This window comes from Polaromonas eurypsychrophila, assembly GCF_014641715.1.
Classification (GTDB): domain Bacteria; phylum Pseudomonadota; class Gammaproteobacteria; order Burkholderiales; family Burkholderiaceae_C; genus Polaromonas; species Polaromonas eurypsychrophila.
Genome location: NZ_BMIG01000004.1, coordinates 270,420 through 293,655, shown reverse-complemented (window position 1 = coordinate 293,655; position 23,236 = coordinate 270,420). Strand labels below are relative to the sequence as shown.

The following is a 23,236-nucleotide window of genomic DNA, read 5'->3' as shown; positions in this document are numbered from 1 at the left end:
TATCCGTGAATACTGGACATGGGCTGAAAGCCGATTTTTCTGATAAATCGCAGCGTTTACCCCAGCAGCTTGCGAATCGGCGCCGGCAGGCCCAGCGCCGTCCAGGCGTCCCGCGCCAACCAGGCGCCGTCGCCGGGGAGACGCAGGGTGTCGGCCTGCCTGGCCGGCAGCGCCAGCCGCATCGGCGACAAACGCAAATCCTTGTGTGTCAACACATGCACAAAGGGTGGAGTAGCCTGCAGATTGTTCTGCTGCGCTGCCGGCAAAGCGCCCAACAGTTCATCCTCACTGGCGAACACCGGAAAACAGTACAGCCCGCCCCAGATGCCGGTTGTGGGTCGGCGCTCCAGCCAGACCGCGCCGTCGCTACGTTCGGCCCACAGCAGGCTCAGTGACATGGCACTGCGCTTGAGCTTGCGGGTCTTGACCGGATAAGTCTCCGGCGCGCCGCCGGCCAACCCCAGACAAAGGCCCTGCACAGGACACAACAGGCAGGATGGCTGGCGGCTGGTGCAGATGGATGCCCCCAGGTCCATGATGCCCTGGGTGTAGCGCGGCATGTCCTCCAGCAGTTTGCGACGCGGCAGCAGTTCGGTCGCGATGCCTAACAAGGCGCGCTCCTGCGCGCTCGATGCGAGGTCGCCGGAAAAAGCGGTCAACCGCGTCAGCACGCGTTTGACGTTGCCGTCGAGGATGGCCACACGTTCGGAAAAACAAAAGGAGGCAATCGCTGCGGCCGTTGAAGGCCCGATGCCCGGCAGGGTTTGCAGTAGCTCCGCCGTCTGCGGAAACTGCCCGCCATGCAGCCGCACCACGTCCTGCGCGCAGCGGTGAAGGTTGCGGGCCCGGCTGTAATAACCGAGGCCGCTCCACAGGCCCAACACCTCGTCCGACTTTGCTGCGGCCAGGTCGGCCACTGCGGGAAAGCACTGCAGAAAGCGCGTGTAGTAGTCCAGCACCGTCGCCACCTGGGTTTGCTGCAGCATGATCTCGGACAACCAGACGCGGTAGGGGTCACGCGTGTTCTGCCAGGGCAGGCTGTGGCGGCCATGACTTTTTTGCCAGCGCACGAGCTGGGTCGAAAAAGCAGGCGTGAGCGCAGCAGTTACGCCCGCTGGTTCAGACCTGTCGGCAAATGAGGTTTTCCGGGAAGAAAGCGAGGACGAGCCGAGGCGGCGCGTGCGGGTCAGCGCCATCGCACGTTCATTCAGGCGGCTTGGGTCAAGGGTGCAGCTTCGGTGTGCAGCGAAGGGTTCTGCCGACTGACGGGTGCGCTGGTCAGTTGCGCCGTCAAATCATTGAGCTTGCCGTCCAGTTCGTTGACCTCGCGCTCGTGACGCTCAATTTCGTCGATGCGTTCATCAAGGCCAGTGGCCGCCTGTTGGATGCGCTCTATCGCCTCAATGCGGCGGCCGAAATTTTTACGGCGCTCTTTCAACTGGGCATCAAGCTGCGAAGCCGCCGACTTGTTCCAGAGTTCGACCTCGCCAAGCGCGGTTTCGTACACCACCCGCAAGCGCGTTGCCAGCGCACGCACCAGGCGTTCGGAAAACTCCGGCTGAGCCAGCTTGAGGATGTTGGCAACGCCCAGGTACTGCAAATGGCTGCGTTCGATCTGCTCCAGATCAACGATGAATTGGGACATCTCGGGCTCTTTGGGTGCTTGCAGTGAAAACCCGAACTCGGCATTGAGCTGCTTGAACGTGCCAGCCAGCATGCTCTGGATCTCGGCACTGGTGCGCTGGGCATTTTTCAAGCTCTCGTGCAGCCGTCCAAAGGTCTGCCCATAGGCCTTTTTGACGCCCAGCTTGATGCCAGGCTGCTTGAGCACTTCGGTCAGTTGTGCCAGCTCGGATTTCAGCGTGGGCGTACCCAGCAGGGTAAACACTTCCCGAAGCAACTTCAGGTGAATCGAGCGCACCGCATGGATCTTGGCGCCGCTGGTATTGAATTCGAGCTGCTCTTGCTCGATGCGCGAGCGCATGTGTTTGATGACCTGTGTATTTTTGCCGCGCAGGCCACGCAACTCGATCATCTGCTCGGCCAGATCGCGCCGGCGAATATGGATGACGCGGCCTGCCTCGGCACGAAGCTCTGTGATACCACCGGTGACTGCGGAACGCAGAATTTTTTGCCGCTGCCCCATCACACCTTGCGCCAGCGCCAACTCCAGCTCCGGCAGGCAGCTTGCCTGCAGCAACTTGTCGTCGGCGGTGACTTTCGCCACGAGTCCTTTCTGCGCGGAGACGGGAATCACCTGAGACACCGGCAAACCGAGGATTTCGGCCGAGGTGGCCCGCTGCCGGTCTATCTGAGCCTGAATCTGCGCGGGTGTGCTCAGCGCATCCCACAAGGTGTCAATTTTATTGAGCACCACCAGGCGGGCGTCGTTGTCGTCGCTGTCAGTGACGAGGTGTTCGCGCCAGATCGCCAGGTCTGACTTCGTGACACCGGTGTCGGCCGCGAGAATAAACACCACAGCGTGCGCCTGCGGAATCAGGCTGACCGTCAGTTCCGGCTCCGCGCCTATCGCATTGAGGCCAGGGGTATCGAGAATGACCAGGCCCTGCTTGAGCAGCGGATGGGCAATGTTGATCAATGCATGGCGCCACTTGGGCACCTCGACCATGCCTTGCGCATCGATCCGCGGATTGTCCTCGGGAGCGTCGTCATGCCAGAAGCCCAGCGCGCGGGCCTCGTCACGGGTCACGTGGCGAACCTCGGCAACTTTCTCCAGTGCCTGCGCAAGCTGCACGGGGTCGTTCACATCGAGGTCCACGCGCGTCCATTTTTCGGGAACCGCGCGCCACTCCATCAGCGCCTGGGGCTTGAGCCGGGTTTCGATAGGCAGCAGCCGCAGGCAGGGCGGGATGTCCGCGTCGTAGCCCAGCTCGGTCGGGCACATGGTGGTTCGGCCGGCACTGGCCGGCATGATGCGACGACCGTAACCGGCAAAAAAGATCGCATTGATCAACTCGGACTTGCCGCGCGAAAACTCGGCGACAAAAGCCACCATGACCTTGTCGGAGCGCACCTGCGTTTCCAGCCGGAGCAGGCGCTCCTCCACGGCGGCATTGATCAGGTCGTGGTCTTTCAGCCATTCGGACAACAGCTTGAGTCTCAGCGCAAATTCGCGCCGCCATGCGCCGTGCTGGTCGAATTGTTCGTTAAAGGACATGGTGGGCTGTGGACATAGGTCAAACAATATAGCATCGCTCACCCGAATCGGCCATCAGCGACTGTGTGTGGTTTTCAGGGTTTCTGACAGTTGACACAGAAAAAAGTAGAGCGCTGACCCTGCCGCATGCTGCGTATGGGCGCCAAGCAGACCTTGCACGGCAGGCCTGTACGGTCATAAACCCGGGCTTCAAGCTGAAAATAACCGCTGTCGCCTTGCGCGTTTGAAAAATCCTTCAAGGTGCTGCCGCCTTTGGCCACGGCTTGCGCCAGCACCTCTCGGATCGCTGCATGCAGCCGGGCGGCGCGTGGTTTGCTGAGCCGCGCGGCCCGCACCGTCGGCCGAATCCCCGCCATGAACAAGGCTTCGGAGGCATAGATATTGCCCACTCCGACTACGATTTCGCCGCCCAGCAGCACCTGCTTGATCGCGGTTTGACGCAACTGCAGGGCCGCGTGGAAAGCCAACGCATCAAAGTCCTCGCCCAGCGGCTCCACGCCGAGCCGTCCGAGCAGCTTGCGCGCACCGGTATCGTCCTCGGAAGATGCATAGACGACAGCGCCGAAACGGCGCGGATCATGCAGTCGCAGGCTGCCAGCGGTGGTTCGCATCTCAAAGTGATCATGTTTGCCCGGTGGGGGCAGGTCCAGAGCAAACCCCAGGCTGCCGGACATGCCCAGGTGAATCAGGAGCAGGCCACCGCTGGTGTCGAGCAGCAGGTATTTGCCGCGCCGGCGCACCTGCAGCACGGTGTGCCCGACCAGCTTCGAGGGATCACAGCCCAGTGGCCAGCGCAGCGGCTTGCCCATCTGCAGGCTGATGATTTTTGCGCCGGCGATGCGGTCAGCAAAGCTTAGACGGGTAACTTCGACTTCGGGCAGTTCAGGCATGGGCTTACAGCAATCATTGACATGCCCGGCAGGGGCAAGGAGCTTGAATTATCATGGTTCGATGAAACAACTGATCTGCGCCCTGACCGCGCTTTCTGCGCTTTGCTTGGCCCTGCCGCCAGCCGTGGCCCAACCCGCCCAGACGGTGCCGCCAGCACTGCCGGAAGCTGCCCGCCCGGAAGCCCCCGCGGCAGCTCTGGCGCCGCCAGCACCCTCCAGTCTGGACGGCGAGTTGTTCTACCAGTTGCTGATCGGTGAGATCAACACCCGGGCTGGCGAACCGTCGGCGGGTTTTGCGCTGATCCTGGACGCCGCACGCAAGACCAAAGACCCTCAGCTCTACCAGCGCGCTGCCGACATTGCACTGCAATCGCGCTCCGGAGATGCCGCCCTGCAGGCGGCGCAAGCCTGGCGCCAGGCGCTGCCGGCTTCGCGCGAGGCCAACCGTTATGTGCTGCAAATTCTGATCGCGCTGAACCGCATCACCGAAACCGTGGAACCCCTGCGTACTGAACTGAAGCTGACTCCCCTGATGGAGCAGTCGCAGGTCATCGCCACACTACCGCGGCTGTATGCCAGGGCGGCTGATAAAAAACTGGCTGCAGGTGTGCTTGAGCAGGCGCTGACCGACCCCTTGGCCGCACCGGCCACCAGCGCCGCAGCCTGGACCGCCGTCGGCCGCATGCGGCTGGCGGCCGGTGAGCCAATGGGCGCGCTGGACGCCAGCGAACGCGCGCAGATAGCGGAAGCGACCGCCGAAGGTCCTGCCCTGCTGGCACTGGAGTTGATGGACCCCAAACTCCCGCGCGCCGAAACCTTGGTCAAAAAATACCTCGAAGGCAATGCCCGAGCTTTGCCAGACATCCGCATGGCCTATGCACGCAACTTGCTTGATACACAGCGGTATGCCGAGGCCAGCGCGCAGTTGCAGGTGGTTACCCGTGAAAAACCCGAGTATCCGGAAGGTTGGCTGGTGCTGGGCTCCCTGCAGTTGCAGGACAACCAGCTCGCAGCGTCGCAGACCTCACTTCTGCGTTACGTCGAGTTGGCCCAGCAGGGCGAACAAAACGAGCAGGCCACGCGTGGCCTGTCCCAGGCTTACCTCTCGCTGGCCCAGTTAGCCGAAAAGCGCAAGGATTTTGCCGGCGCCGAAAGCTGGCTGGCGAAAATTTCCAACTCGCAGGAGCTGGTGCAGGCCCAGAGCCGGCGCGCCTCACTGCTGGCCAGGCAGGGCAAGCTGGCGGAAGCCCGCCAGTTGATCCGGGCTTTGCCTGAGCGCAAGCCCGAGGATGCGCGCATCAAACTGATGGCAGAAATCTCCCTGCTTCGCGATCAGAAGGAATACAAAAGCGCGTACGACTTGCTGGCGCAGGCGGTCATGAAGTTCCCGACCGAACCCGAGCTGCTTTACGACCAGGCCATGATGGCCGAAAAACTTGGCTCCCTGGCTGAAATGGAACGGCTGCTGCGTCAATTGGTCCAGCTCAAGCCCGATTACCACCACGCCTACAACGCGCTTGGTTACTCGCTGGCCGAGCGCAATGTGCGCCTGCCCGAGGCCCGGCAGTTGATCCAGAAAGCGCTGGAATTTGCGCCGGCCGACCCCTTCATCCAGGACAGCTTGGGCTGGGTCGAATTCCGCCTAGGCAACAAGGCTGAAGCCGTCAGGATTTTTGAAGTCGCTTACAAGGCCAAGCCCGATGCTGAAATCGCTGCGCATTATGGCGAGGTCATGTGGAGCCTGGGCCAACGCGACAAGGCGATCGCCGTCTGGAAAGAAGGCATGCTGCTCAACCCGGAGAACGAAACCCTGCTCGAAACGCTGAAACGCCTTCGGGTCAAGCTGTAAGCCATCGTTGGCTGGAGTTCCTGATTTGCCCACTTTGCCGTGCCTGCGCCAGGCCCTCGCTTCCTCCCTGCTGTTTGCTACTATTTTTATAGCTGGCTGCGCCCATCAGCCAAGGGCTGAAGGCCAAAATGAAGCTAAAAATTCGGTCTGGTCAGGGCGCATCAGCCTGCAGGTGCAGAGTGATCCTGTACAGGCGTTTTTCGCCGGTTTTGAGTTGCGCGGCACCCCGGCGCAAGGTGAACTGGTGCTGAACAGTCCGCTGGGCACCAGCCTGGCCGTCCTGCGCTGGTCGCCGGGGGAAGCTGTGCTCGACTCCGGCGGCCAGGTCCAGCGGTTTGATTCGGTCGACGCACTGATTGAAAAAGTCACCGGCGCGGCACTTCCCCTGGCGGCCCTGTTTGACTGGCTGGCTGGCAAAAACATCGCGCTGGCCGGCTGGAGCGCCGACCTGTCACAACAGGCCGAGGGCCGCATTTCGGCCAGCCGGACCACGCCACAACCGCGCACCGACCTGCGCATCGTGCTGGCGCAATGAGCTCCGCCCTGAAGGCGATCTACGACGTCGCGGCGCCGGCCAAGCTCAACCTGTTTCTGCACATTAACGGACGTCGGGCCGACGGCTACCACCTGCTGCAATCAGTGTTCATGCTGATCGACTGGTGCGACACCCTGCATTTCGAGTTGCGCAGCGACGGCCGCATCACGCGCAGCGACGTGGGCACGCCGAACCCCGCTCTGCCAGCCGAGGACCTTGTGGTGCGCGCGGCGCGCGCGCTGCAACTCGCCAGCGCCACCCCCCTGGGCGCCAACATCTGGCTGGACAAGCGAATTCCCTCGCAGGCGGGCATGGGCGGCGGCTCATCGGATGCGGCCAGCTGCCTCCTGGCCCTGCAGCGCCTTTGGGGCGTGACACTGCCGCCCGGAAAGCTGCAGGAGATCGCCCTCGGCCTGGGGGCGGATGTGCCGTTCTTTTTAGGTGGCAGCCATGCCTGGGTCGAAGGCATCGGCGAAAAAATCACGCCGCTGACTTTGCCGCCAGCACGTTTTGTGGTCGTGAAACCACCGGCCGGGCTGCCGACCGACGCGATTTTCAAGGCGCCGCAGCTCAAACGCGATACAGAAACTGCTACAATCCGAGGCTTTGCTGCACACTGTGAAGGTCGTATTTACGGATTCGGCCACAACGACCTGCAGCCAGTCGCGCAGACTCTGTGTCCGCAGGTTGGCCAGTCACTTGACTGGCTCTCCATGCAAGGATTACAGGGCCGTATGACTGGCTCGGGAAGTGCTGTTTTTGCGCATTTGCCGCACAAGATGGAATTGGCGGTCGCTCCCGGCGGCTGGCAGGTCCACAAGTGCAGCAACCTGGAGATGCATCCTCTGGCCGGTTGGTAACATAACGGCCATGAAATGTATCTTCATGAACAACGATTAAGGGTTAGTTGCAGATTCTGTAGCTGACCTGTGTAGGGGTGTCGCCAAGTTGGTTAAGGCACCGGATTTTGATTCCGGCATTCGCAGGTTCGACTCCTTCCACCCCTGCCAAAATTTTCGGGTCCCTGTGAGGCCCGTGTTTTTAGACCCGACGAAAACCGGGTCCGTGCTCGCTGACTGTTGAATGTCTTTGGCCTCACGGCTTCGGTCACGCCCTTCGAGGGATGGATCGCAAGCCCGATCCTGCGGATAAGCCGCCGTGACATGGAATGGGCACACTGCGTCCGTGTTTTGATGCTTTTATTGCCAACCTGATTTCAGCCACGATTTCCTACCTAGACATCCGCTGGGCCCCACATGCAAACGCACCATCCCGACTTCATGCTTTTCACCGGCAATGCCAATCCGGGCATGGCCTCTGAAATTGCCCAGCATTTGGGCATCTCGCTGGGTGCGGCCCATGTCGGGCGTTTTTCGGACGGCGAAGTAACGGTCGAGATTCAGCAGAACGTGCGCGCGCGCGATGTGTTTGTGGTCCAGTCAACCTGCGCGCCAACCAACGAAAACCTGATGGAGTTGCTGATCATGGTGGACGCGCTCAAGCGCGCTTCCGCAGAACGCATTTCCGCCGTCATCCCCTACTTCGGCTACGCCCGCCAGGACCGCCGTCCGCGCTCAGCCCGCGTGCCCATCACCGCCAAGGTGGTGGCCAACATGCTGCAGGCCGTCGGTGTCTCGCGTGTTTTGACCATGGACCTGCATGCCGACCAGATCCAGGGCTTCTTCGACATTCCGGTGGACAACATCTACGCCTCACCGGTGCTGCTGGGCGACCTGCGCCAGAAGGACTACAACGACCTGATGGTAGTCTCGCCCGACGTGGGCGGCGTGGTGCGCGCACGTGCGCTGGCCAAGCAGCTCGGTTGCGACATGGCCATCATCGACAAACGTCGGCCCAAGGCCAATGTGTCGGAAGTGATGCATGTGATCGGCGACATTGATGGGCGCAACTGCGTGATCATGGACGACATGATCGACACCGCCGGCACGCTGGTCAAAGCTGCCGAGGTGCTCAAGGAGCGCGGCGCCAAAAAAGTTTACGCGTATTGCACGCACCCGATTTTTTCAGGCCCGGCGATTGAACGCATTGCGCAAGGCGACGCGCTCGACGAGGTGGTGATCACCAACACCATTCCGCTGAGCCAGAGCGCGCAGGACTGCAAGAAAATTCGCCAACTCTCCGTGGCCCCGCTGATTGCCGAAACCATCCAGCGCATCGCCAACGGAGAGTCGGTCATGAGTTTGTTTTCGGACCAGGACAACCTGTTCTGATCCGGGACAAAAAGCCGGCTGCATTTTTTGTGCAGCTTTTTTACGGAAGGTTTCAGAAATTCGATTATTGGGATGCAGGGCAAGGTGCCCGGAGCGCAGGACACCGGAATGCACTTCAGTGCATGAGGATTCCGGGCACCGCGAAACGCCGCCATGCGCCCAAGAACTGGATTTATGGGACTTTCCAAGTCAGGGTGAGCTGGTCGCGGCTTACCTCTTTTGGAGAAGATTATGAAATTCGTCGCTTTTGAGCGCGCCAAGCAGGGCACGGGTGCGAGCCGCCGTCTCCGCATCACCGGCCGCACGCCCGGTATTGTTTATGGTGGCACCGGTGAGCCGGCGCTGATCGAACTCGATCACAACGCCTTGTTCCACGCCATCAAGAAAGAAGCTTTCCACGCTTCCGTCCTCGAGATGGAAATGGGCGGGAAAACCGAAAAGGTTCTGCTGCGCGATCTTCAGATGCATCCGTTCAAGCAACTGATCCTGCACATTGACTTCCAGCGTGTGGACGCCCGGACCCGCCTGACCATGAAAGTGCCGCTGCACTACAGCGGTGAAGAAGAGTCTCCTGCGGTCAAAACGGAAAACTGCCTGGTCAACCATGTGATGACCGAGCTGAGCATTTCCTGCCTGCCCAAAGACCTGCCTGAATTCATCGCTGTCGATCTGAGCGGCCTGAAAAAAGGCAGCCCGCTGCACCTCAAGGACATCACGCTGCCAAAAGGCGTGAAATTTGTGGCCAAGGGCCAGGACAACCCGGTGCTGGTGTCTGTGTCTTCCGTGTCGGAAGAAGCCGAAGCCGATGCTGCTGCAGCCGCTGCAGCCGCCGCACCGGTCGATCCGAAAGCAGCCAAAGCTGCTGCCGCCAAGGACGCCAAAGCCGGCGCCAAGGCTGATGCTGCCAAGCCTGTTGCCAAGAAGTAATCGGCTTCCCGATCAGGCCTGAAAAGGCCCACGGCCCTTGCCCTCTCTCAGGGCAAGGGCCTTTTTTTTGGTTGGCTCTACCCCGAACGGAAATTTCCAGAAATTCAATTTTGGGGATGCAGGGCAAGGCGCACGGCGCGCAGGATACCGAAGTGCACTCCAGTGCATGAGGATTCCGAGCACCGGGCAACGCCGCCATGCGCCCTAGAATTGGATTTATGGAAATTTTCCGATGATCAAACTTTTTGTTGGCCTGGGCAACCCGGGCGCTGAATACGAAGCGACCCGCCACAACGCCGGTTTCTGGTGGACCGACGCGCTCGCGCGCGAGTTGAAGGTGTCGCCAGCGCTGGACAAAACCTACCATGGCCGCGTGGCCAGAACCTCCATTGCCGGGCAAACCGTTTGGTTGCTGGAGCCAATGACGTTCATGAATGTGTCTGGCAAGTCGGTGGCCGCGTTGGCGCGCTTTTTCAAGATCGCTTCCGAAGAAATTCTGGTGGCGCATGACGAACTCGACATTGTCCCCGGTCAGGCCAAACTCAAGTTCGGCGGCAGCCACGCCGGCCACAACGGTCTGCGCGACATCCACGCGCAACTGGGCACCGGTGACTACTGGCGCCTGCGCATCGGTGTCGGCCATCCGGGCGTGAAGTCCGAGGTGATCGACTGGGTACTGAAGAAGCCCTCGCAGGAACACCGCGTGGCAATTGAGGACAGCATCGCCCGTTCGCTCAAAGCCCTGCCGGCGCTGTTGGCCGGCGAGATGGAGAAAGCCACGATGCTGATTCACACCAGCGCGCCGCCGCGGCCGAAACCGCCGCGCAAGCCTGAGACTGAAAACTCCGAAAACGATTAAAACTGCGGCGCGGCCCCCCAAGAAACAGCTTTTGGCATCCCCGCAGCACCGGCCTGGCCGATAATCTCTTTTATGTCCGCCGTTTTCGACAAACCTTCTGTTTTCCAGCGCGCAGCCCCGATGTTCCAGGGCTTTGACGGTCTGCTGGCATTTGCTGTTTTTCTACTCGCTGGCGCCGGGCTGCTGATCATGTATTCATCCGGTTTCGACCACGGCAGCCGCTTTCTCGACCATGGCCGCAACATGCTGATTGCCGGGGCCATCATGTTTGTTGTGGCGCAGGTTCCGCCGCAGCGCCTGATGGCGTTTGCCGTGCCTCTGTATATCGCTGGCGTGGCCTTGCTGGTGGCGGTGGCGATTTTTGGCATCACCAAAAAAGGCGCCACGCGCTGGCTCAATGTGGGTATCACCGTGATCCAGCCCAGCGAAATTCTGAAAATCGCCATGCCGTTGATGCTGGCCTGGTGGTTCCAAAAACGCGAAGGCCAGTTGCGCCCGCTCGACTTCATCGTGGCTGGTTTGCTGCTGCTGGTCCCGGTCGGCCTGATCATGAAACAGCCCGATCTGGGCACCTCGCTGCTGGTGCTGGCCGCCGGCCTGGCAGTGATCTTTTTTGCCGGCCTGAGCTGGAAATTGATTTTGCCTCCCGTGCTGCTGGGCCTGGTTGGCGTCTTACTGCTGATCTGGTTCGAGCCCGAACTTTGCGCCAAGGGTGTGCGCTGGCCAGTCTTGCATGACTACCAGCAGCAGCGCATCTGCACCCTGCTGGACCCGACGCGCGATCCGCTGGGCAAGGGCTTTCACATCATTCAGGGCATGATTGCCATTGGCTCCGGCGGACTGCTGGGCAAAGGTTTCATGCAGGGCACCCAGACCCACCTCGAATTCATCCCCGAGCGCACCACCGACTTCATCTTTGCGGCCTATTCCGAAGAGTTCGGACTGCTCGGCAACCTGGCTTTGATCGCCGCCTTCATCTTCCTGATCTTGCGCGGACTGGTCATTGCACTGGAGGCGTCCACGCTGTTTTCGCGCCTGCTTGCCGGGGCCGTGACCATGATCTTTTTCACCTATGCCTTCGTCAACATGGGCATGGTCAGCGGCATCCTGCCAGTGGTCGGCGTGCCTCTGCCCTTCATCAGCTACGGCGGCACGGCCATGGTCACGCTAGGTCTCGCCGTCGGCATCCTGATGTCGATTTCCAAGGCCAAACGGCTCGTGCAGTCATGAGCCGTTTGGCGAGGGGGCCCGCAAAGCGGGGATCGACAAGGCGAAAGACTGCGGGGACGCCGAAACCTCCAGTTTTGAGTGCTGGAGATTCAACTGAGGCGTCGTCGTGATACCCGTAAAACAAATAGTTGCCATCATTGGCGCCGGCAACATGGGCGGCGCCATGGCAGCCCACCTGCTGGCGCAAGGCTGGACCGTGCAGGTCTGCGACATCGACCCCTCCAAAGTCGCCGCTCTTGAGAAAAAAGGAGCTCTAGCCCTTGCCACACCTGCGCAAGCAGCTATTGATTCCGTAGCATTTGTTGTCTGCGTGGTGGATGCCGCGCAAACGGCCGAGGTGCTGTTCGGCGACCACGGACTGGCCCGCATGCTGCAGCCGGGGCATACCGTGCTGCTGTGCCCGACGATTGCGCCGCAGGAGGTGGAGAATTTTGCCACCCGGCTGGCAGCAATCGGGGTATTCACTGTCGATGCGCCCATGTCCGGCGGTCCGGCGCGGGCGCGCGACGGCTCCATGAGCCTGATGGTGGCCTGCGCGCCGGCGGTGTATGAGGCGCAGACGACACTGCTGCAGGCCGTGTCTGCCAAGGTGTTCCGGATCAGCGACCGGCCAGGTGACGGCGCCCGCACCAAGCTGGTCAACAACTTGCTTGCAGGCATCAACCTGGTCGGTGCCGCCGAGGTGCTGGCGCTGGCTGAACGGCTGGGGCTGGATGCCGGGCGCACGCTGGATGTGATTGAACAATCGAGCGGCCAAAGCTGGATCGGCTCGGACCGCCTGCGCCGCGCGATTGCCGGCGACTACGCACCGCGCGCGCATATCACCTTGCTTGAAAAAGACACGCGGCTGGCGCTGGAGGCTGCGAAAGCCGCCGGCTTTGAGGGGCCCCTGGGTGCGCGCGCCAGCCAGGTGTTTGCCGAGGCGCACCAAGCCGGGTTGGCCGAACTCGACGACGCGGCCATTTTCAAATACCTGGCAAACCGTTAGTCCAGGATTACGCGTGGATTTTCAGGCGCGCGGCGCTTCGGCAGAAGAAAGCCCTGCGGCACAGAGGTGGGGCAGACTGCCTACAATGATCGCATGACCTCACTCAAATCATCGTCGTCTTCCGCTCGTCGGCCAGTCTCCGCATCCAGCGCCCGGCCCAGCGCCGACGCGACTTCGCAGCGGTTGGAGATCGCGCAGAAACTGTTGCTGGCGCCGTTCGGACTGACCGAGGCGCATCTGACGCGGGCCTTGGGTGAAATCACGTCCTGGGGCGTGGACGATGCCGACCTGTATTTCCAGTACACACGCAGCGAGGGCTGGAGCCTGGAAGAAGGCATCGTCAAGACCGGTTCCTTCAGCATCGACCAAGGAGTCGGCGTGCGTGCGGTCAGCGGCGAGAAAACAGCTTTTGCGTACTCCGACGACATCTCCGAAGTCTCCCTGCTTGACGCCGCGCGCACCGTGCGCACCATTTCGGCAGCCACCCGCGCCGGTCGCGTCAAGGTACCCTCACGCAAGGTCGCGCCCGGCCGCGCGCTGTATCAGGACATGGACCCGATCACAACACTGAACAGCACAGCCAAAGTCAAGCTGCTCGAAAAAGTGGAGAAACTCGCCAAGGCCAAAGACCCGCGTATCGTGCAGGTCATGGCCGGCCTGGCCAGCGAATACGACGTGGTGATGGTGGCGCGTGCTGACGGCACGCTGGCCGCCGACGTAAGGCCCTTGGTGCGCCTGTCGGTCACGGTGATTGCCGAGAAAAAAGTCGCCGGTGTGAGCCGCCGCGAAATGGGCTCGGGCGGCGGTGGCGGGCGTTTCGGCCTGGCCTATTTCGACGAGGCGCAAATCAATGAATATGTCGATGATGCGGTCAAGGCTGCTCTGTCCAACCTCGAAGCGCGGCCGGCGCCTGCGGGCGAAATGACCGTGGTGCTGGGCCCTGGCTGGCCCGGCATCCTCTTGCACGAGGCCATCGGCCACGGCCTGGAAGGCGACTTCAACCGCAAGGGATCGAGCGCGTTTGCAGGCCGGATCGGTGAGCGTGTGGCCGCCAAAGGCGTCACCGTGCTCGATGACGGCACAATCGCCGATCGCCGCGGCTCGCTCAACGTCGATGACGAGGGCCATGCCAGCCAACGCAATGTGCTGATCGAAGACGGCATCCTCAAGGGTTATATCCAGGACTCGCTCAACGCGCGCCTGTCCGGTGTCAAGCCCACGGGCAATGGCCGCCGCGAAAGTTATGCTCATGTGCCGATGCCGCGCATGACCAACACCTACATGCTGGGCGGCGACAAGGCACCCGAAGAAATTGTCGCCAGCATCAAGAAAGGCCTGTACGCCACGAATTTCGGCGGTGGTCAAGTCGACATCACCTCGGGCAAGTTTGTGTTCTCCGCAAGCGAAGCTTTCTGGGTCGAAAACGGCAAGATCCTCTACCCGGTCAAGGGCGCGACGATTGTAGGCAACGGCCCGGATGCGCTGACCCGCGTCACCATGATCGCCAACGACATGCAGCTTGACAGCGGCGTCGGCACCTGCGGCAAGGAAGGCCAGAGTGTGCCGGTGGGCGTGGGCCAACCGACACTGCGCATCGACGGCCTGACGGTGGGCGGCACGGCATAGGCGGGCTGTGCTGCAGAGACACCATTCCAGGATGCCGCGGAACCGGCTTTGCCGGACCGCCAGCATCGCCCCTCAGTGGGGGGATGCGGCCAAAGGCCGTTTCGGGGGGCGTCCATGAACTCGCGGCTGCCGATTGACCCGTCAACCCAGCTCCCCAGCATCCAGAGCTTCGGCGAGCTCAACCACTTCCTGCGCTCGGCCATGGCCGACGAGGAGTCCTTGCAACTGGCCGACGGCATGGGCGGCCTGTCGGTCAGTATCGAAGCGGTGCTGATCCGGCTCAAGCCCCCTGCCGGACCGGCCGAAGCCGCCACGCAACTGATCGACCTGATGACCACCTTGCGTGAACACCGCGCACTGGTGATTGGTCTGGGCCCGGCTTGGCGCGGCCTCTACGAATACGCGTCTTACCTAGCCGCGCTGAACAATTTCCGGGTGTTGATTGGTCAGTGGCTGCTGCCGCCCGTCCAAGCAGGCCAAGGCAACGCCGTGCTGGAGCAAGACATCGGCCTTGAAGACTTTGAGCTGATCGCCTGGCGCACGCTGGGCGAAGGCATGCTGCTGATCGACATACATGAGCAACTGCTCGGCCAGATGCCTGCCGAATCCGAGTCGGGTGCGCTGGATGCGACGCGGCTAGACAGAGCCAGGAGTTGGTGGGGCCGGTTGAGGAAATAAGGCCCCCAAGTTCGCGCACTGCGTGTCGCTCTCTGCCCCCCCGGGGGGGCGCTGCGCCTGCGGACTGGCGAAGCCAGATCCGCGGCCCCTGCTTGAAAAGAGGTGTCCTTGCGGCACGTTTCTTTTTTTCGTTCGTCGTGAGCTTGTCGAGGGATGCCTCGCGTAACCCTGGCTGCGGCTTGTGCTACATTGCAGCCATGACCTCCGCGAAATTTTATTTTGCTTACTTTTGGTTCTCAAGCGCCTCCGGCGGTAGAGAGATCCTCGCGTAATCAGAAAAATACGCCACAGAATCTTGAAAACCCGCCGGACCCCCGGCGGTTTTTTTTTGCCCCGCGGCATCTGTTGATTGATTATTCAAAGTTCTAGAAGGAAGCCAGCCATGAATGCCAAAGCCAACCCAACCAGCGATGCCTGGTATGCGAGCCCCGTCGACAAAACCAGCCAGACCGACGACGAACGCATCAAGGACATCACCGTGTTGCCACCTCCCGAGCATTTGATCCGCTTTTTCCCGATCAGCGGCACCCCGGTTGAATCGCTGATCACGCAAACCCGCAAGGCCATACACAACATCATGGCCGGCAAGGACGACCGCCTGCTGCTGGTGATTGGCCCCTGTTCCATCCACGACCCGACCGCCGCGCTGGAGTACGCGCGCCGTCTGGCCGATCAGCGCAAAAAATACGCCGGTACGCTGGAAATCGTGATGCGCGTGTATTTTGAAAAACCGCGCACCACCGTCGGCTGGAAAGGCCTGATCAACGACCCTTACCTCGACGAAACCTTCCGCATCGACGAAGGCCTGCGCATCGCGCGCCAGTTGCTGATCGACATCAACCGGCTGGGCCTGCCGGCCGGCAGCGAGTTCCTCGACGTGATCTCACCGCAATACATCGGCGACCTGATTGCCTGGGGCGCGATTGGCGCACGTACCACCGAAAGCCAGGTGCACCGCGAACTTGCCTCCGGCCTGTCGGCGCCTATCGGCTTCAAAAACGGCACCGACGGCAACATTCGCATTGCCACCGACGCGATCCAGGCGGCGGCGCGTGGTCACCACTTTTTGTCGGTGCACAAAAATGGCCAGGTGGCGATTGTGCAGACCAACGGCAACAAGGACTGCCACGTGATCCTGCGCGGCGGCAAGGCGCCCAACTACGACGCGGCCAGTGTGGCTGCGGCTTGCGCGGAGCTGACAGCCTCGAAACTGCCGGCCACCTTGATGGTCGATTGCAGCCATGCCAACAGCTCCAAGCAGCATGAAAAGCAGCTCGATGTGGCGCGCGAGATTGCCGCACAAGTCGCGGGTGGCTCGCATCAGGTGTTTGGCCTGATGGTCGAGAGTCATCTGAAAGCGGGCGCGCAGAAATTCACGCCCGGCAAAGACGACGCGAAGGCACTCGAATATGGCCAAAGCATCACCGATGCCTGCTTGAGCTGGGACGACTCGACGGCGGTTCTTGATGTCTTGTCCGAAGCGGTCAAAGCCAGACGCGCCCGCTCTTAAACCCAGCAATGGCCCATCTCCCCTATTTGGTGGAGGTCGGGCAAGGAAGAAGCCCGTACAGTGGTTGTTACGTCCTGTTGCACAATCACCGTGTGATTTTTAAACCCCTCCCTTCATCCCGAAAGCGCCATGTCTCTTGAGCAGCCTGTTCTCTGGTTGGGTTTGGCCGGATTCACCCCAGAGCAGAGCAAGCACCTGTATGCGCAGACCGGGAAATTGCCCAAGGGATGGCCGGCCTGGCAAAGCGGGACGTTTGCCGAGGCCGATGCCTGGCTGGTGAGTGGCGAAAAAAGCCGGCTGCTCAATGCCGGCACCCTGAAAATCCTCGCCGGACGGCCGACCGAACGCGTGCTTCAACTCAATCTGGCGGAAATTGACCGCCCGATTGCCTTCTCGCTGCCACTGGCGTCCAGCGAGCTCGATCCGATGTACACCTTTGACCCAAGCTCCGGCCCCAGCCTGCAAAAAGTGTTGCAACAGTTCGAAGTTCGCTTGCGTGCCCTGCGCTGCCAATTCGTGCTGGGCGGGCAATTGATCGCGCGTGAGGACCAACTCTTGCCTGGCATTTACCAGGTGAGCTACAAGGGGGCCTTGCTGGCGGTGATGGATTTTCACGAATGGCGCATTGGCATTGCACCCAGCGCCGACCCGGTCGACTTCGAACTGGCCCGCTGGGACCGGCGCCCGCTCGCGGCGCGTGGCATCCCCGAACACTTCCTGCCCAACAGCCTTTCACAATTGCGCTGGATCTATACTCAACGCACAAAACGCGACGTATTGCCGCCGCGTTATCGCAGCAAGCCAGTGTTTTTTCGCCGCGCGCCCGATGTTCCCCTGCGCTGGCTGCAGGACTCGCAACTGGTGCTGCTTCGCGAACTGTCGATCGAGTCCGCTGGGTTTGCGGTGCTGCAGCAGCGGACCCGGCTGCCGTCGGTGCAATTGGCGCGGGATTTGGCCAGTCTGTATTTCGCAGGTTCCGTCACCACCACCGCTGGCAAGGCCGGGACGCATGGCTTTTCAAGCCATGGCGCATTGCCGGACACGGCACAGACCGACCTGCAGGCAACACCCGACACCTTGCCGTCAGAGTCGACCGACGCCTCGCGCACCGGCTTGCGCGTGGATTTGACGGCACCCGCACAACTCGGGCGCAAATAACCCCGCCTTTTGCCGGCTGGGGTTTCAGCCGATTGCCAAGGCAAGCCAAGGCGCTCAAGCTTGGCTGTATTTCTTCCCATCTTTGTCGGCTTTGATACCGGGGACCTCATGCGCAGCGAAGTCACTGTCAACTTCAAAAACTGTCCCCCTGTGCGGATGGATCTCGATGAAGTGCAGCCACTGCCGCATGACCTGGCGAGGGTCTGGCTGGACGACCAGTTCGCGCTAATGGACTGCGAGCCGCTGCGGCCCACCGGCAAGCTGCTGACCACCGACAAGATACTGGTGGTGGCCCAGGCCGCAGGGCCTGCCCGGTTTGCCGACCCCGCCTGGGCCCAGGCCTTTGCCCGCGCCGCCAGCGCGGCACTCGCCAAGCCGGTGATACACATCGATGTGGCGGCGATGAGCCTCAGCTGCTAGATTTTGAACTTTTTAGGCCTCTAGCCCATGCCAGACAAGGGCAGCCAGCTATCGAAAATATAGCGTTACCCGCCCCGCAGCGCGTCGAGCAAGCGGGCATGAATACCACCAAAACCGCCGTTGCTCATGCACAACAAATGGTCGCCGGGCCGCGCCGCCACCTGCACCAGGGCCAGCAGCGCGTCGATATTGTCGGCCACCTGTGCGCGCGCGCCCATGGGCGCCAGTGCGGCCCGTGCGTCCCAGTCCAGCCCGCCCGCGTGGCAAAACGCCAAGTCGGCGCACTCCAGGCTCCAAGGCAGTTGCGCGGTCATGGTGCCGAGTTTCATGGTGTTGCTGCGTGGTTCAAAGATTGCCAGGATGCGTTCGCCCTGTTTGCCGGCGGCATTGAGCTGGCGGCGCAGTCCGTCAATGGTGGTATGGATGGCGGTCGGGTGGTGCGCAAAATCGTCATACACAGTGATGGCGCCGCCGCTGCGCTGCACCACGCCGCGCACTTCCATGCGGCGCTTGACGTTCTGAAAGCCCGCCAGCGCCTCGGCGGCCAAGGCCGGCGCCACGCCCACATGTTCCGCCGCGGCGATGGCCGCCAGGGCGTTGAGCTGGTTGTGCACCCCGCTGATGGCCCATTGAACCCGTGCCACCGTCTGGCCGTCCCTGCGCACCTCGAAATCGTGCGGCTCACCGTGCGCTGAAAACCCTTTTGGCGTATCTTTTCCGAAGAGTACCTGCTCACTCCAGCAGCCCTGCGCCAGCACCCGGGCCAGGCTGGCCTCGCCGGCGTTGACCACAATGCGGCCCGACGCGGGCACCGTGCGCACCAGATGGTGAAACTGCCGCTCGATCGCGGCCAGGTCGTCAAAAATGTCGGCGTGGTCGAACTCGAGGTTATTGAGCAGCGCGGTGCGCGGGCGGTAATGGACAAACTTGCTGCGCTTGTCGAAAAAGGCCGTGTCGTATTCGTCGGCCTCGATCACGAAGGTGTTGCCCGTGCCCAGCCGGGCCGACACGCCGAAGTTCAGCGGCACGCCGCCGACCAGGAAGCCGGGCTGCAGGCCGGCGTGTTCAAGGATCCAGGCCAGCATGGAGGTGGTGGTGGTCTTGCCGTGGGTGCCAGCCACTGCCAGCACATGGCGCGGGCCGGTGGCGTGATGAGTCGGGTGATGCAGCACATGGCCGGACAGCCATTGCGGGCCGCTGGTGTAGGACAGGCCTGCGTCGAGAATCGCCTCCATCAAGGGAAATTTGGGCTTGCCGTCACCGCCGCGGGCACGCGACACCACGTTGCCGACCACAAACACATCGGGTTTGAAAGCCAGTTGGGCCGCGTCGTAACCTTCCACCAGTTCAATGCCGAGCGCCCGCAACTGGTCGCTCATGGGCGGGTAGACGCCGGTGTCGCAGCCGGTGACGGTATGGCCGGCTTCGCGCGCCAGCGCCGCCAGGCCGCCCATGAAGGTGCCGCAGATTCCCAGGATATGTATGTGCATGCAGGTATTCTAGGAGGCTGGCCGAAGGCTGCTGGGCAGTATGCCCTGCTTGCAGGACTGGTCAAAAATCATGGGCCAAACAGCACCCCAGCCCCTGCCGAACCTGCCCATCCAGCTATGAAATTGATAGTAGACCCAGCTACCGCCCGGACTTTGCAACTTTAACGCCGGCCAGCATCTCCATCCCTGTAGAGTCACATCTTCGCTCCTGCAAACCATCAACCGTGAACCCGACCCCCCTGAAGCTGGAAATCGCTGCCGCTGCCGCTGCCCTGATCATAGAGGAGGGGCTCGAATACGGCCCAGCCAAACACCGTGCCGTCAAACAGATGGGCCTGCCTGCGCGCAGCGAGCTGCCGGGCAATGACGAGGTGGAAGACGCGGTGCATGAATACATCGCGATTTTTTGCGCTGACACCCAGCCTGGCGAACTGCAGGCCCTGCGCGAGCTGGCCCTGACCTGGATGGAGCGCATGGCCAGCTTTCGCCCCTACCTGGGCGGCGCCGTCTGGCACGGAACGGCCACACGGCTCTCGGACATTTATATCCAGTTGTTCTGCGATGACTCCAAGTCAGCTGAAATCGCGCTGATTGACCACCAGGTGGACTACGAACCGCGCACCGTGACAGGCTTCACCGGCGAGAAGGTCGAGGCCCTGAGCCTGAGCAGCTTCTGCTCCGGCCTCAAGGAGCCGGTGGGTGTACACCTCATGGTTTACGACCATGACGACCTGCGCGGCGCGCTGCGACCCGACGGCAAAGGCCGCAAGCCGCGTGGGGACCTCGCAGACGTGCAAAAATTGCTGATATCCCCGCTGGAGTCTTCTTCTTGAAACGCAGAAATTTGATATATGCCGGCACGGCGGCTGCCGCAGCCCTGGCCGGCGCCGGTGTGGCCTGGTGGCAAATCCGGCCGCATGGCCCAGCCACCGCCGCAGTGCAAGACCCTGCGCTGCAGGCTTTCTGGCAACAGAGTTTCGACACCCCCGACGGCGCGCCCCTGCCGATGGCAGGCTTTGCCGGCAAGCCCTTGCTGGTTAATTTCTGGGCGACCTGGTGCCCGCCTTGTATCGAAGAGTTGCCGTTGATCGACCGGTTTCACACCGACAACCGGGCCAGGAACTGGCAGGTTCTAGGTCTGGCGGTGGACCAGCCGAGTGCAGTGCGCACCTGGCTGCAGCGCAAGCCCCTGGGTTTTCCAGTGGTCATGGCCGGGCTGCAGGGAACGGAACTTAGCAAATCACTTGGCAACCTGGCGGGCGGCTTGCCGTTCACCGTGGTGTTTGGTGCGTCCGGCCAGCTGCTGCATCGCAAAAGTGGCAAGGTGTTGCCCGAGGATCTTGCACAGTGGTCGCAGCTCACGTGATTTGAGCCTCATGCCTCATGCCGTGCAATCAGCCTCGAACGTAAAACATACGAACTTGACCACAAATAAGCAATTTTTATAAATTTTGACGAACTTTCCACCGAATTGCGACCACTTGCGAACGGTCGTCGACGGTTTCCGTGGCGGACATCCGGCGCAGCTTGTTAACCGAAAACATCAAGCGGATAGGGTAGACTTCGCCCTTTCCCAAATTGGCTTGGTGCCAGGTTCATAAATTTAAGTGATTTTTAGGCGATAAAAGGTGTAAAAAGCGGAGCTTAGGTGCAAATCGCTTCGCTAAACCTCATGCCCGTCTACCGTCGTTGGAGCTTCCCCATGGATTTAAGAAAACTCAAGACCCTGATCGACCTCGTCTCAGAGTCCAATGTGTCCGAACTCGAGATCACCGAAGCCGAGGGCAAAGTTCGCATCGTCAAGTCCGGCGGAGCGCCCATGGTGATGCAGCAAGCAGCGATGGTGCCCGCTACGCAAATTGCGGCGCCACTTGCTGCTGCGCCAGCAGTCGCGGAGGCCGCCGCTCCGGCCGGCCACGCCGTCAAGTCGCCGATGGTCGGCACTTTCTACCGTTCGGCCAGCCCAGGCGCCAAGGCTTATGTGGAAGTTGGCAGCCAGGTCAAGGAAGGCGAGACCATCTGCATCATCGAGGCCATGAAAATCCTCAACGAGATCGAAGCCGACAAATCCGGCACTGTCACACGCATCCTGTGCGAGAACGGCCAGGCGGTGGAATACGGACAGCCGCTCTTCATGATTGAGTAATTGCCGCATGTTCAAAAAGATACTGATCGCCAACCGGGGCGAAATCGCCCTGCGGATCCAGCGCGCCTGCCGCGAACTCGGCGTCAAGGCCGTGATGGTTTATTCGGAAGCCGACCGCGAGGCCAAATACATCAAGCTGGCCGACGAGTCGGTGTGTATAGGCCCGGCGCCGTCGGCGCTGAGTTACCTCAACATGCCGGCCATCATCTCGGCCGCCGAAGTCACCGACGCCGAGGCGATTCACCCAGGTTACGGTTTCCTGAGCGAAAACGCCGACTTTGCCGAACGTGTGGAAAAAAGCGGCTTCAAGTTTATTGGCCCGACGCCTGAGTCCATCCGCATCATGGGTGACAAGGTTTCGGCCAAACAAACCATGATCAAGGCCGGCGTGCCCTGCGTACCCGGCTCTGAAGGCGCCTTGCCGGATGACCCGGTGGTGATCAAGCGCACGGCCAAGCAGGTCGGCTACCCGGTCATCATCAAGGCGGCAGGCGGCGGCGGCGGGCGCGGCATGCGCGTGGTACACACCGAGGCGGCGCTGCTGCACGCGGTGCAGACCACCAAGGCCGAAGCCGGGGCGGCCTTTGGCAACCCCGAGGTCTACATGGAAAAATTCCTGCAGAACCCGCGCCACATCGAGATCCAGATCCTGGCCGACCAGCACAAAAATGCGGTCTGGCTGGGCGAGCGTGACTGTTCGATGCAGCGCCGCCACCAGAAAGTCATCGAGGAAGGCCCGGCGCCGGGCATCCCGCGCAAGCTGATCGAGCGCGTTGGTGATCGCTGCGTCGCAGCCGTGAAAAAAATCGGCTACCGCGGCGCTGGCACCTTCGAGTTCCTCTACGAAAACGGCGAGTTTTACTTCATCGAGATGAACACGCGCGTGCAGGTCGAACACCCGGTGACCGAGTGGATCACCGGCATTGATATCGTGAAGACTCAGATCATGGTGGCGGCCAACGAAAAGCTGCCCTTCGCCCAACGCGACATCCAGATCAAAGGCCACGCGATCGAGTGTCGCATCAACGCGGAAGACCCCTACAAGTTCATCCCCTCGCCGGGGCGCATCACGACCTGGCATACGCCCGGCGGCCCGGGTGTGCGGGTCGATTCGCACATCTACGCCAATTACTTCGTGCCGCCCAACTACGACTCGATGATCGGCAAGATCATTGTTCACGGCGACACACGCGAGCAGGCACTGGCCCGTATGCGCACGGCGCTGGCCGAAACCGTGGTCGAGGGCATCAACACCAACATCCCGCTGCATCGCGAGCTGATGGTGGACGCCAAGTTCATGGACGGCGGCACCAACATCCATTACCTCGAAGAGTGGCTGTCAAAGCGTGACCGCTGAGCGGTCACCCAACCCCCACGCTCCCCACTTCGTGTACCTGCGGCGATTCGCTGCCCCTTGAATGGAAAAGGGGCGCTGCGCCTTGCGGCCGGCGGAGCCGGACCGCGGCCCCTGCTTGAAGAAGAGTATTTGGCAACGGCGCTTCCTCATTAAGGCGATGCATC

General features: G+C 61.6%; 21 protein-coding genes and 1 tRNA gene. 18 read left to right on the top strand and 4 right to left on the bottom strand.

Features of this window, described 5'->3' with window-relative positions; genetic code table 11:
- Positions 1-56 precede the first annotated feature (56 nt).
- The 3 genes from mutY to mutM all read right to left on the bottom strand — a co-directional run bounded on the left by mutY (position 57) and on the right by mutM (position 4,068).
- Positions 57-1,196: an A/G-specific adenine glycosylase gene (mutY, locus tag IEX16_RS07970; RefSeq protein WP_188707812.1), complete on the bottom strand. Its 1,140-nt coding sequence runs from the start codon at positions 1,194-1,196 to the stop codon at positions 57-59.
- 11 nt (positions 1,197-1,207) lie between these two features.
- Positions 1,208-3,178, bottom strand: a complete 1,971-nt coding sequence (locus IEX16_RS07965; protein WP_188707811.1) for a dynamin family protein — start codon at positions 3,176-3,178, stop codon at positions 1,208-1,210.
- Positions 3,179-3,252: 74 nt separating this feature from the next.
- Positions 3,253-4,068 (bottom strand): bifunctional DNA-formamidopyrimidine glycosylase/DNA-(apurinic or apyrimidinic site) lyase, encoded by an 816-nt coding sequence (gene mutM / locus IEX16_RS07960; RefSeq protein WP_188707810.1) that lies wholly within the window; start codon positions 4,066-4,068, stop codon positions 3,253-3,255.
- Between the two features lie 61 nt (positions 4,069-4,129).
- Here mutM and IEX16_RS07955 point away from each other — a divergent pair, with 61 nt between their 5' ends.
- The 14 genes from IEX16_RS07955 to IEX16_RS07890 all read left to right on the top strand — a co-directional run bounded on the left by IEX16_RS07955 (position 4,130) and on the right by IEX16_RS07890 (position 18,079).
- Complete coding sequence (locus IEX16_RS07955) at positions 4,130-5,917, top strand: tetratricopeptide repeat protein (RefSeq protein WP_188707809.1); 1,788 nt, start codon at positions 4,130-4,132, stop codon at positions 5,915-5,917.
- A gap of 25 nt (positions 5,918-5,942) precedes the next feature.
- Positions 5,943-6,452, top strand: a complete 510-nt coding sequence (locus tag IEX16_RS07950; protein WP_188707808.1) for an outer membrane lipoprotein LolB — start codon at positions 5,943-5,945, stop codon at positions 6,450-6,452.
- Between the two features lie 8 nt (positions 6,453-6,460).
- Positions 6,461-7,312 (top strand): 4-(cytidine 5'-diphospho)-2-C-methyl-D-erythritol kinase, encoded by an 852-nt coding sequence (gene ispE, locus IEX16_RS07945; protein ID WP_188707880.1) that lies wholly within the window; start codon positions 6,461-6,463, stop codon positions 7,310-7,312.
- 73 nt (positions 7,313-7,385) lie between these two features.
- Positions 7,386-7,462 (top strand) — tRNA-Gln (locus IEX16_RS07940).
- Between the two features lie 246 nt (positions 7,463-7,708).
- Positions 7,709-8,683, top strand: coding sequence for a ribose-phosphate pyrophosphokinase (locus IEX16_RS07935; RefSeq protein WP_188707807.1), 975 nt, complete (start codon positions 7,709-7,711; stop codon positions 8,681-8,683).
- 231 nt (positions 8,684-8,914) lie between these two features.
- Positions 8,915-9,610: a 50S ribosomal protein L25/general stress protein Ctc gene (locus tag IEX16_RS07930; protein WP_188707806.1), complete on the top strand. Its 696-nt coding sequence runs from the start codon at positions 8,915-8,917 to the stop codon at positions 9,608-9,610.
- Between the two features lie 232 nt (positions 9,611-9,842).
- Positions 9,843-10,469 (top strand): aminoacyl-tRNA hydrolase, encoded by a 627-nt coding sequence (pth, locus tag IEX16_RS07925; protein ID WP_188707805.1) that lies wholly within the window; start codon positions 9,843-9,845, stop codon positions 10,467-10,469.
- A gap of 72 nt (positions 10,470-10,541) precedes the next feature.
- The gene (gene rodA, locus IEX16_RS07920; RefSeq protein WP_188707804.1) at positions 10,542-11,699 is read left to right on the top strand and encodes a rod shape-determining protein RodA; all 1,158 of its coding nucleotides are present in this window, start codon (positions 10,542-10,544) and stop codon (positions 11,697-11,699) included.
- Between the two features lie 106 nt (positions 11,700-11,805).
- Complete coding sequence (locus IEX16_RS07915) at positions 11,806-12,687, top strand: NAD(P)-dependent oxidoreductase (protein WP_229676244.1); 882 nt, start codon at positions 11,806-11,808, stop codon at positions 12,685-12,687.
- A 93-nt stretch (positions 12,688-12,780) separates the two neighbouring features.
- Positions 12,781-14,313, top strand: a complete 1,533-nt coding sequence (gene tldD, locus IEX16_RS07910) for a metalloprotease TldD (RefSeq protein WP_229676243.1) — start codon at positions 12,781-12,783, stop codon at positions 14,311-14,313.
- 114 nt (positions 14,314-14,427) lie between these two features.
- The gene (locus tag IEX16_RS07905) at positions 14,428-14,991 is read left to right on the top strand and encodes a hypothetical protein (RefSeq protein ID WP_188707803.1); all 564 of its coding nucleotides are present in this window, start codon (positions 14,428-14,430) and stop codon (positions 14,989-14,991) included.
- A gap of 382 nt (positions 14,992-15,373) precedes the next feature.
- Positions 15,374-16,501 carry a 3-deoxy-7-phosphoheptulonate synthase gene (locus IEX16_RS07900; RefSeq protein ID WP_188707802.1) on the top strand — a complete coding sequence of 376 codons (1,128 nt, stop codon included), beginning with the start codon at positions 15,374-15,376 and terminating at the stop codon, positions 16,499-16,501.
- Positions 16,502-16,630: 129 nt separating this feature from the next.
- The gene (locus tag IEX16_RS07895) at positions 16,631-17,659 is read left to right on the top strand and encodes a hypothetical protein (RefSeq protein WP_188707801.1); all 1,029 of its coding nucleotides are present in this window, start codon (positions 16,631-16,633) and stop codon (positions 17,657-17,659) included.
- Positions 17,660-17,767: 108 nt separating this feature from the next.
- Complete coding sequence (locus IEX16_RS07890) at positions 17,768-18,079, top strand: hypothetical protein (protein ID WP_188707877.1); 312 nt, start codon at positions 17,768-17,770, stop codon at positions 18,077-18,079.
- Positions 18,080-18,144: 65 nt separating this feature from the next.
- On the opposite strand, the gene mpl is transcribed toward IEX16_RS07890, so the two are convergent.
- Positions 18,145-19,569, bottom strand: coding sequence for a UDP-N-acetylmuramate:L-alanyl-gamma-D-glutamyl-meso-diaminopimelate ligase (mpl, locus tag IEX16_RS07885; RefSeq protein ID WP_188707800.1), 1,425 nt, complete (start codon positions 19,567-19,569; stop codon positions 18,145-18,147).
- 224 nt (positions 19,570-19,793) lie between these two features.
- On the opposite strand from mpl, the gene IEX16_RS07880 reads away from it, so the two are divergent.
- The 4 genes from IEX16_RS07880 to accC all read left to right on the top strand — a co-directional run bounded on the left by IEX16_RS07880 (position 19,794) and on the right by accC (position 23,072).
- Positions 19,794-20,402 carry a hypothetical protein gene (locus IEX16_RS07880; RefSeq protein ID WP_188707799.1) on the top strand — a complete coding sequence of 203 codons (609 nt, stop codon included), beginning with the start codon at positions 19,794-19,796 and terminating at the stop codon, positions 20,400-20,402.
- A complete protein-coding gene (locus IEX16_RS07875) occupies positions 20,399-20,935 on the top strand; it encodes a TlpA family protein disulfide reductase (RefSeq protein ID WP_229676242.1) in 537 nt (178 codons plus the stop codon). Before IEX16_RS07880 ends, IEX16_RS07875 begins: the two co-directional genes overlap by 4 nt.
- Before the next feature lie 336 nt (positions 20,936-21,271).
- Complete coding sequence (gene accB, locus IEX16_RS07870) at positions 21,272-21,715, top strand: acetyl-CoA carboxylase biotin carboxyl carrier protein (protein WP_188707798.1); 444 nt, start codon at positions 21,272-21,274, stop codon at positions 21,713-21,715.
- 7 nt (positions 21,716-21,722) lie between these two features.
- On the top strand, positions 21,723-23,072 hold the full coding sequence (accC, locus tag IEX16_RS07865; RefSeq protein ID WP_188707797.1) for an acetyl-CoA carboxylase biotin carboxylase subunit: 1,350 nt from the start codon (positions 21,723-21,725) through the stop codon (positions 23,070-23,072).
- The last annotated feature ends 164 nt before the right edge of the window (positions 23,073-23,236 follow it).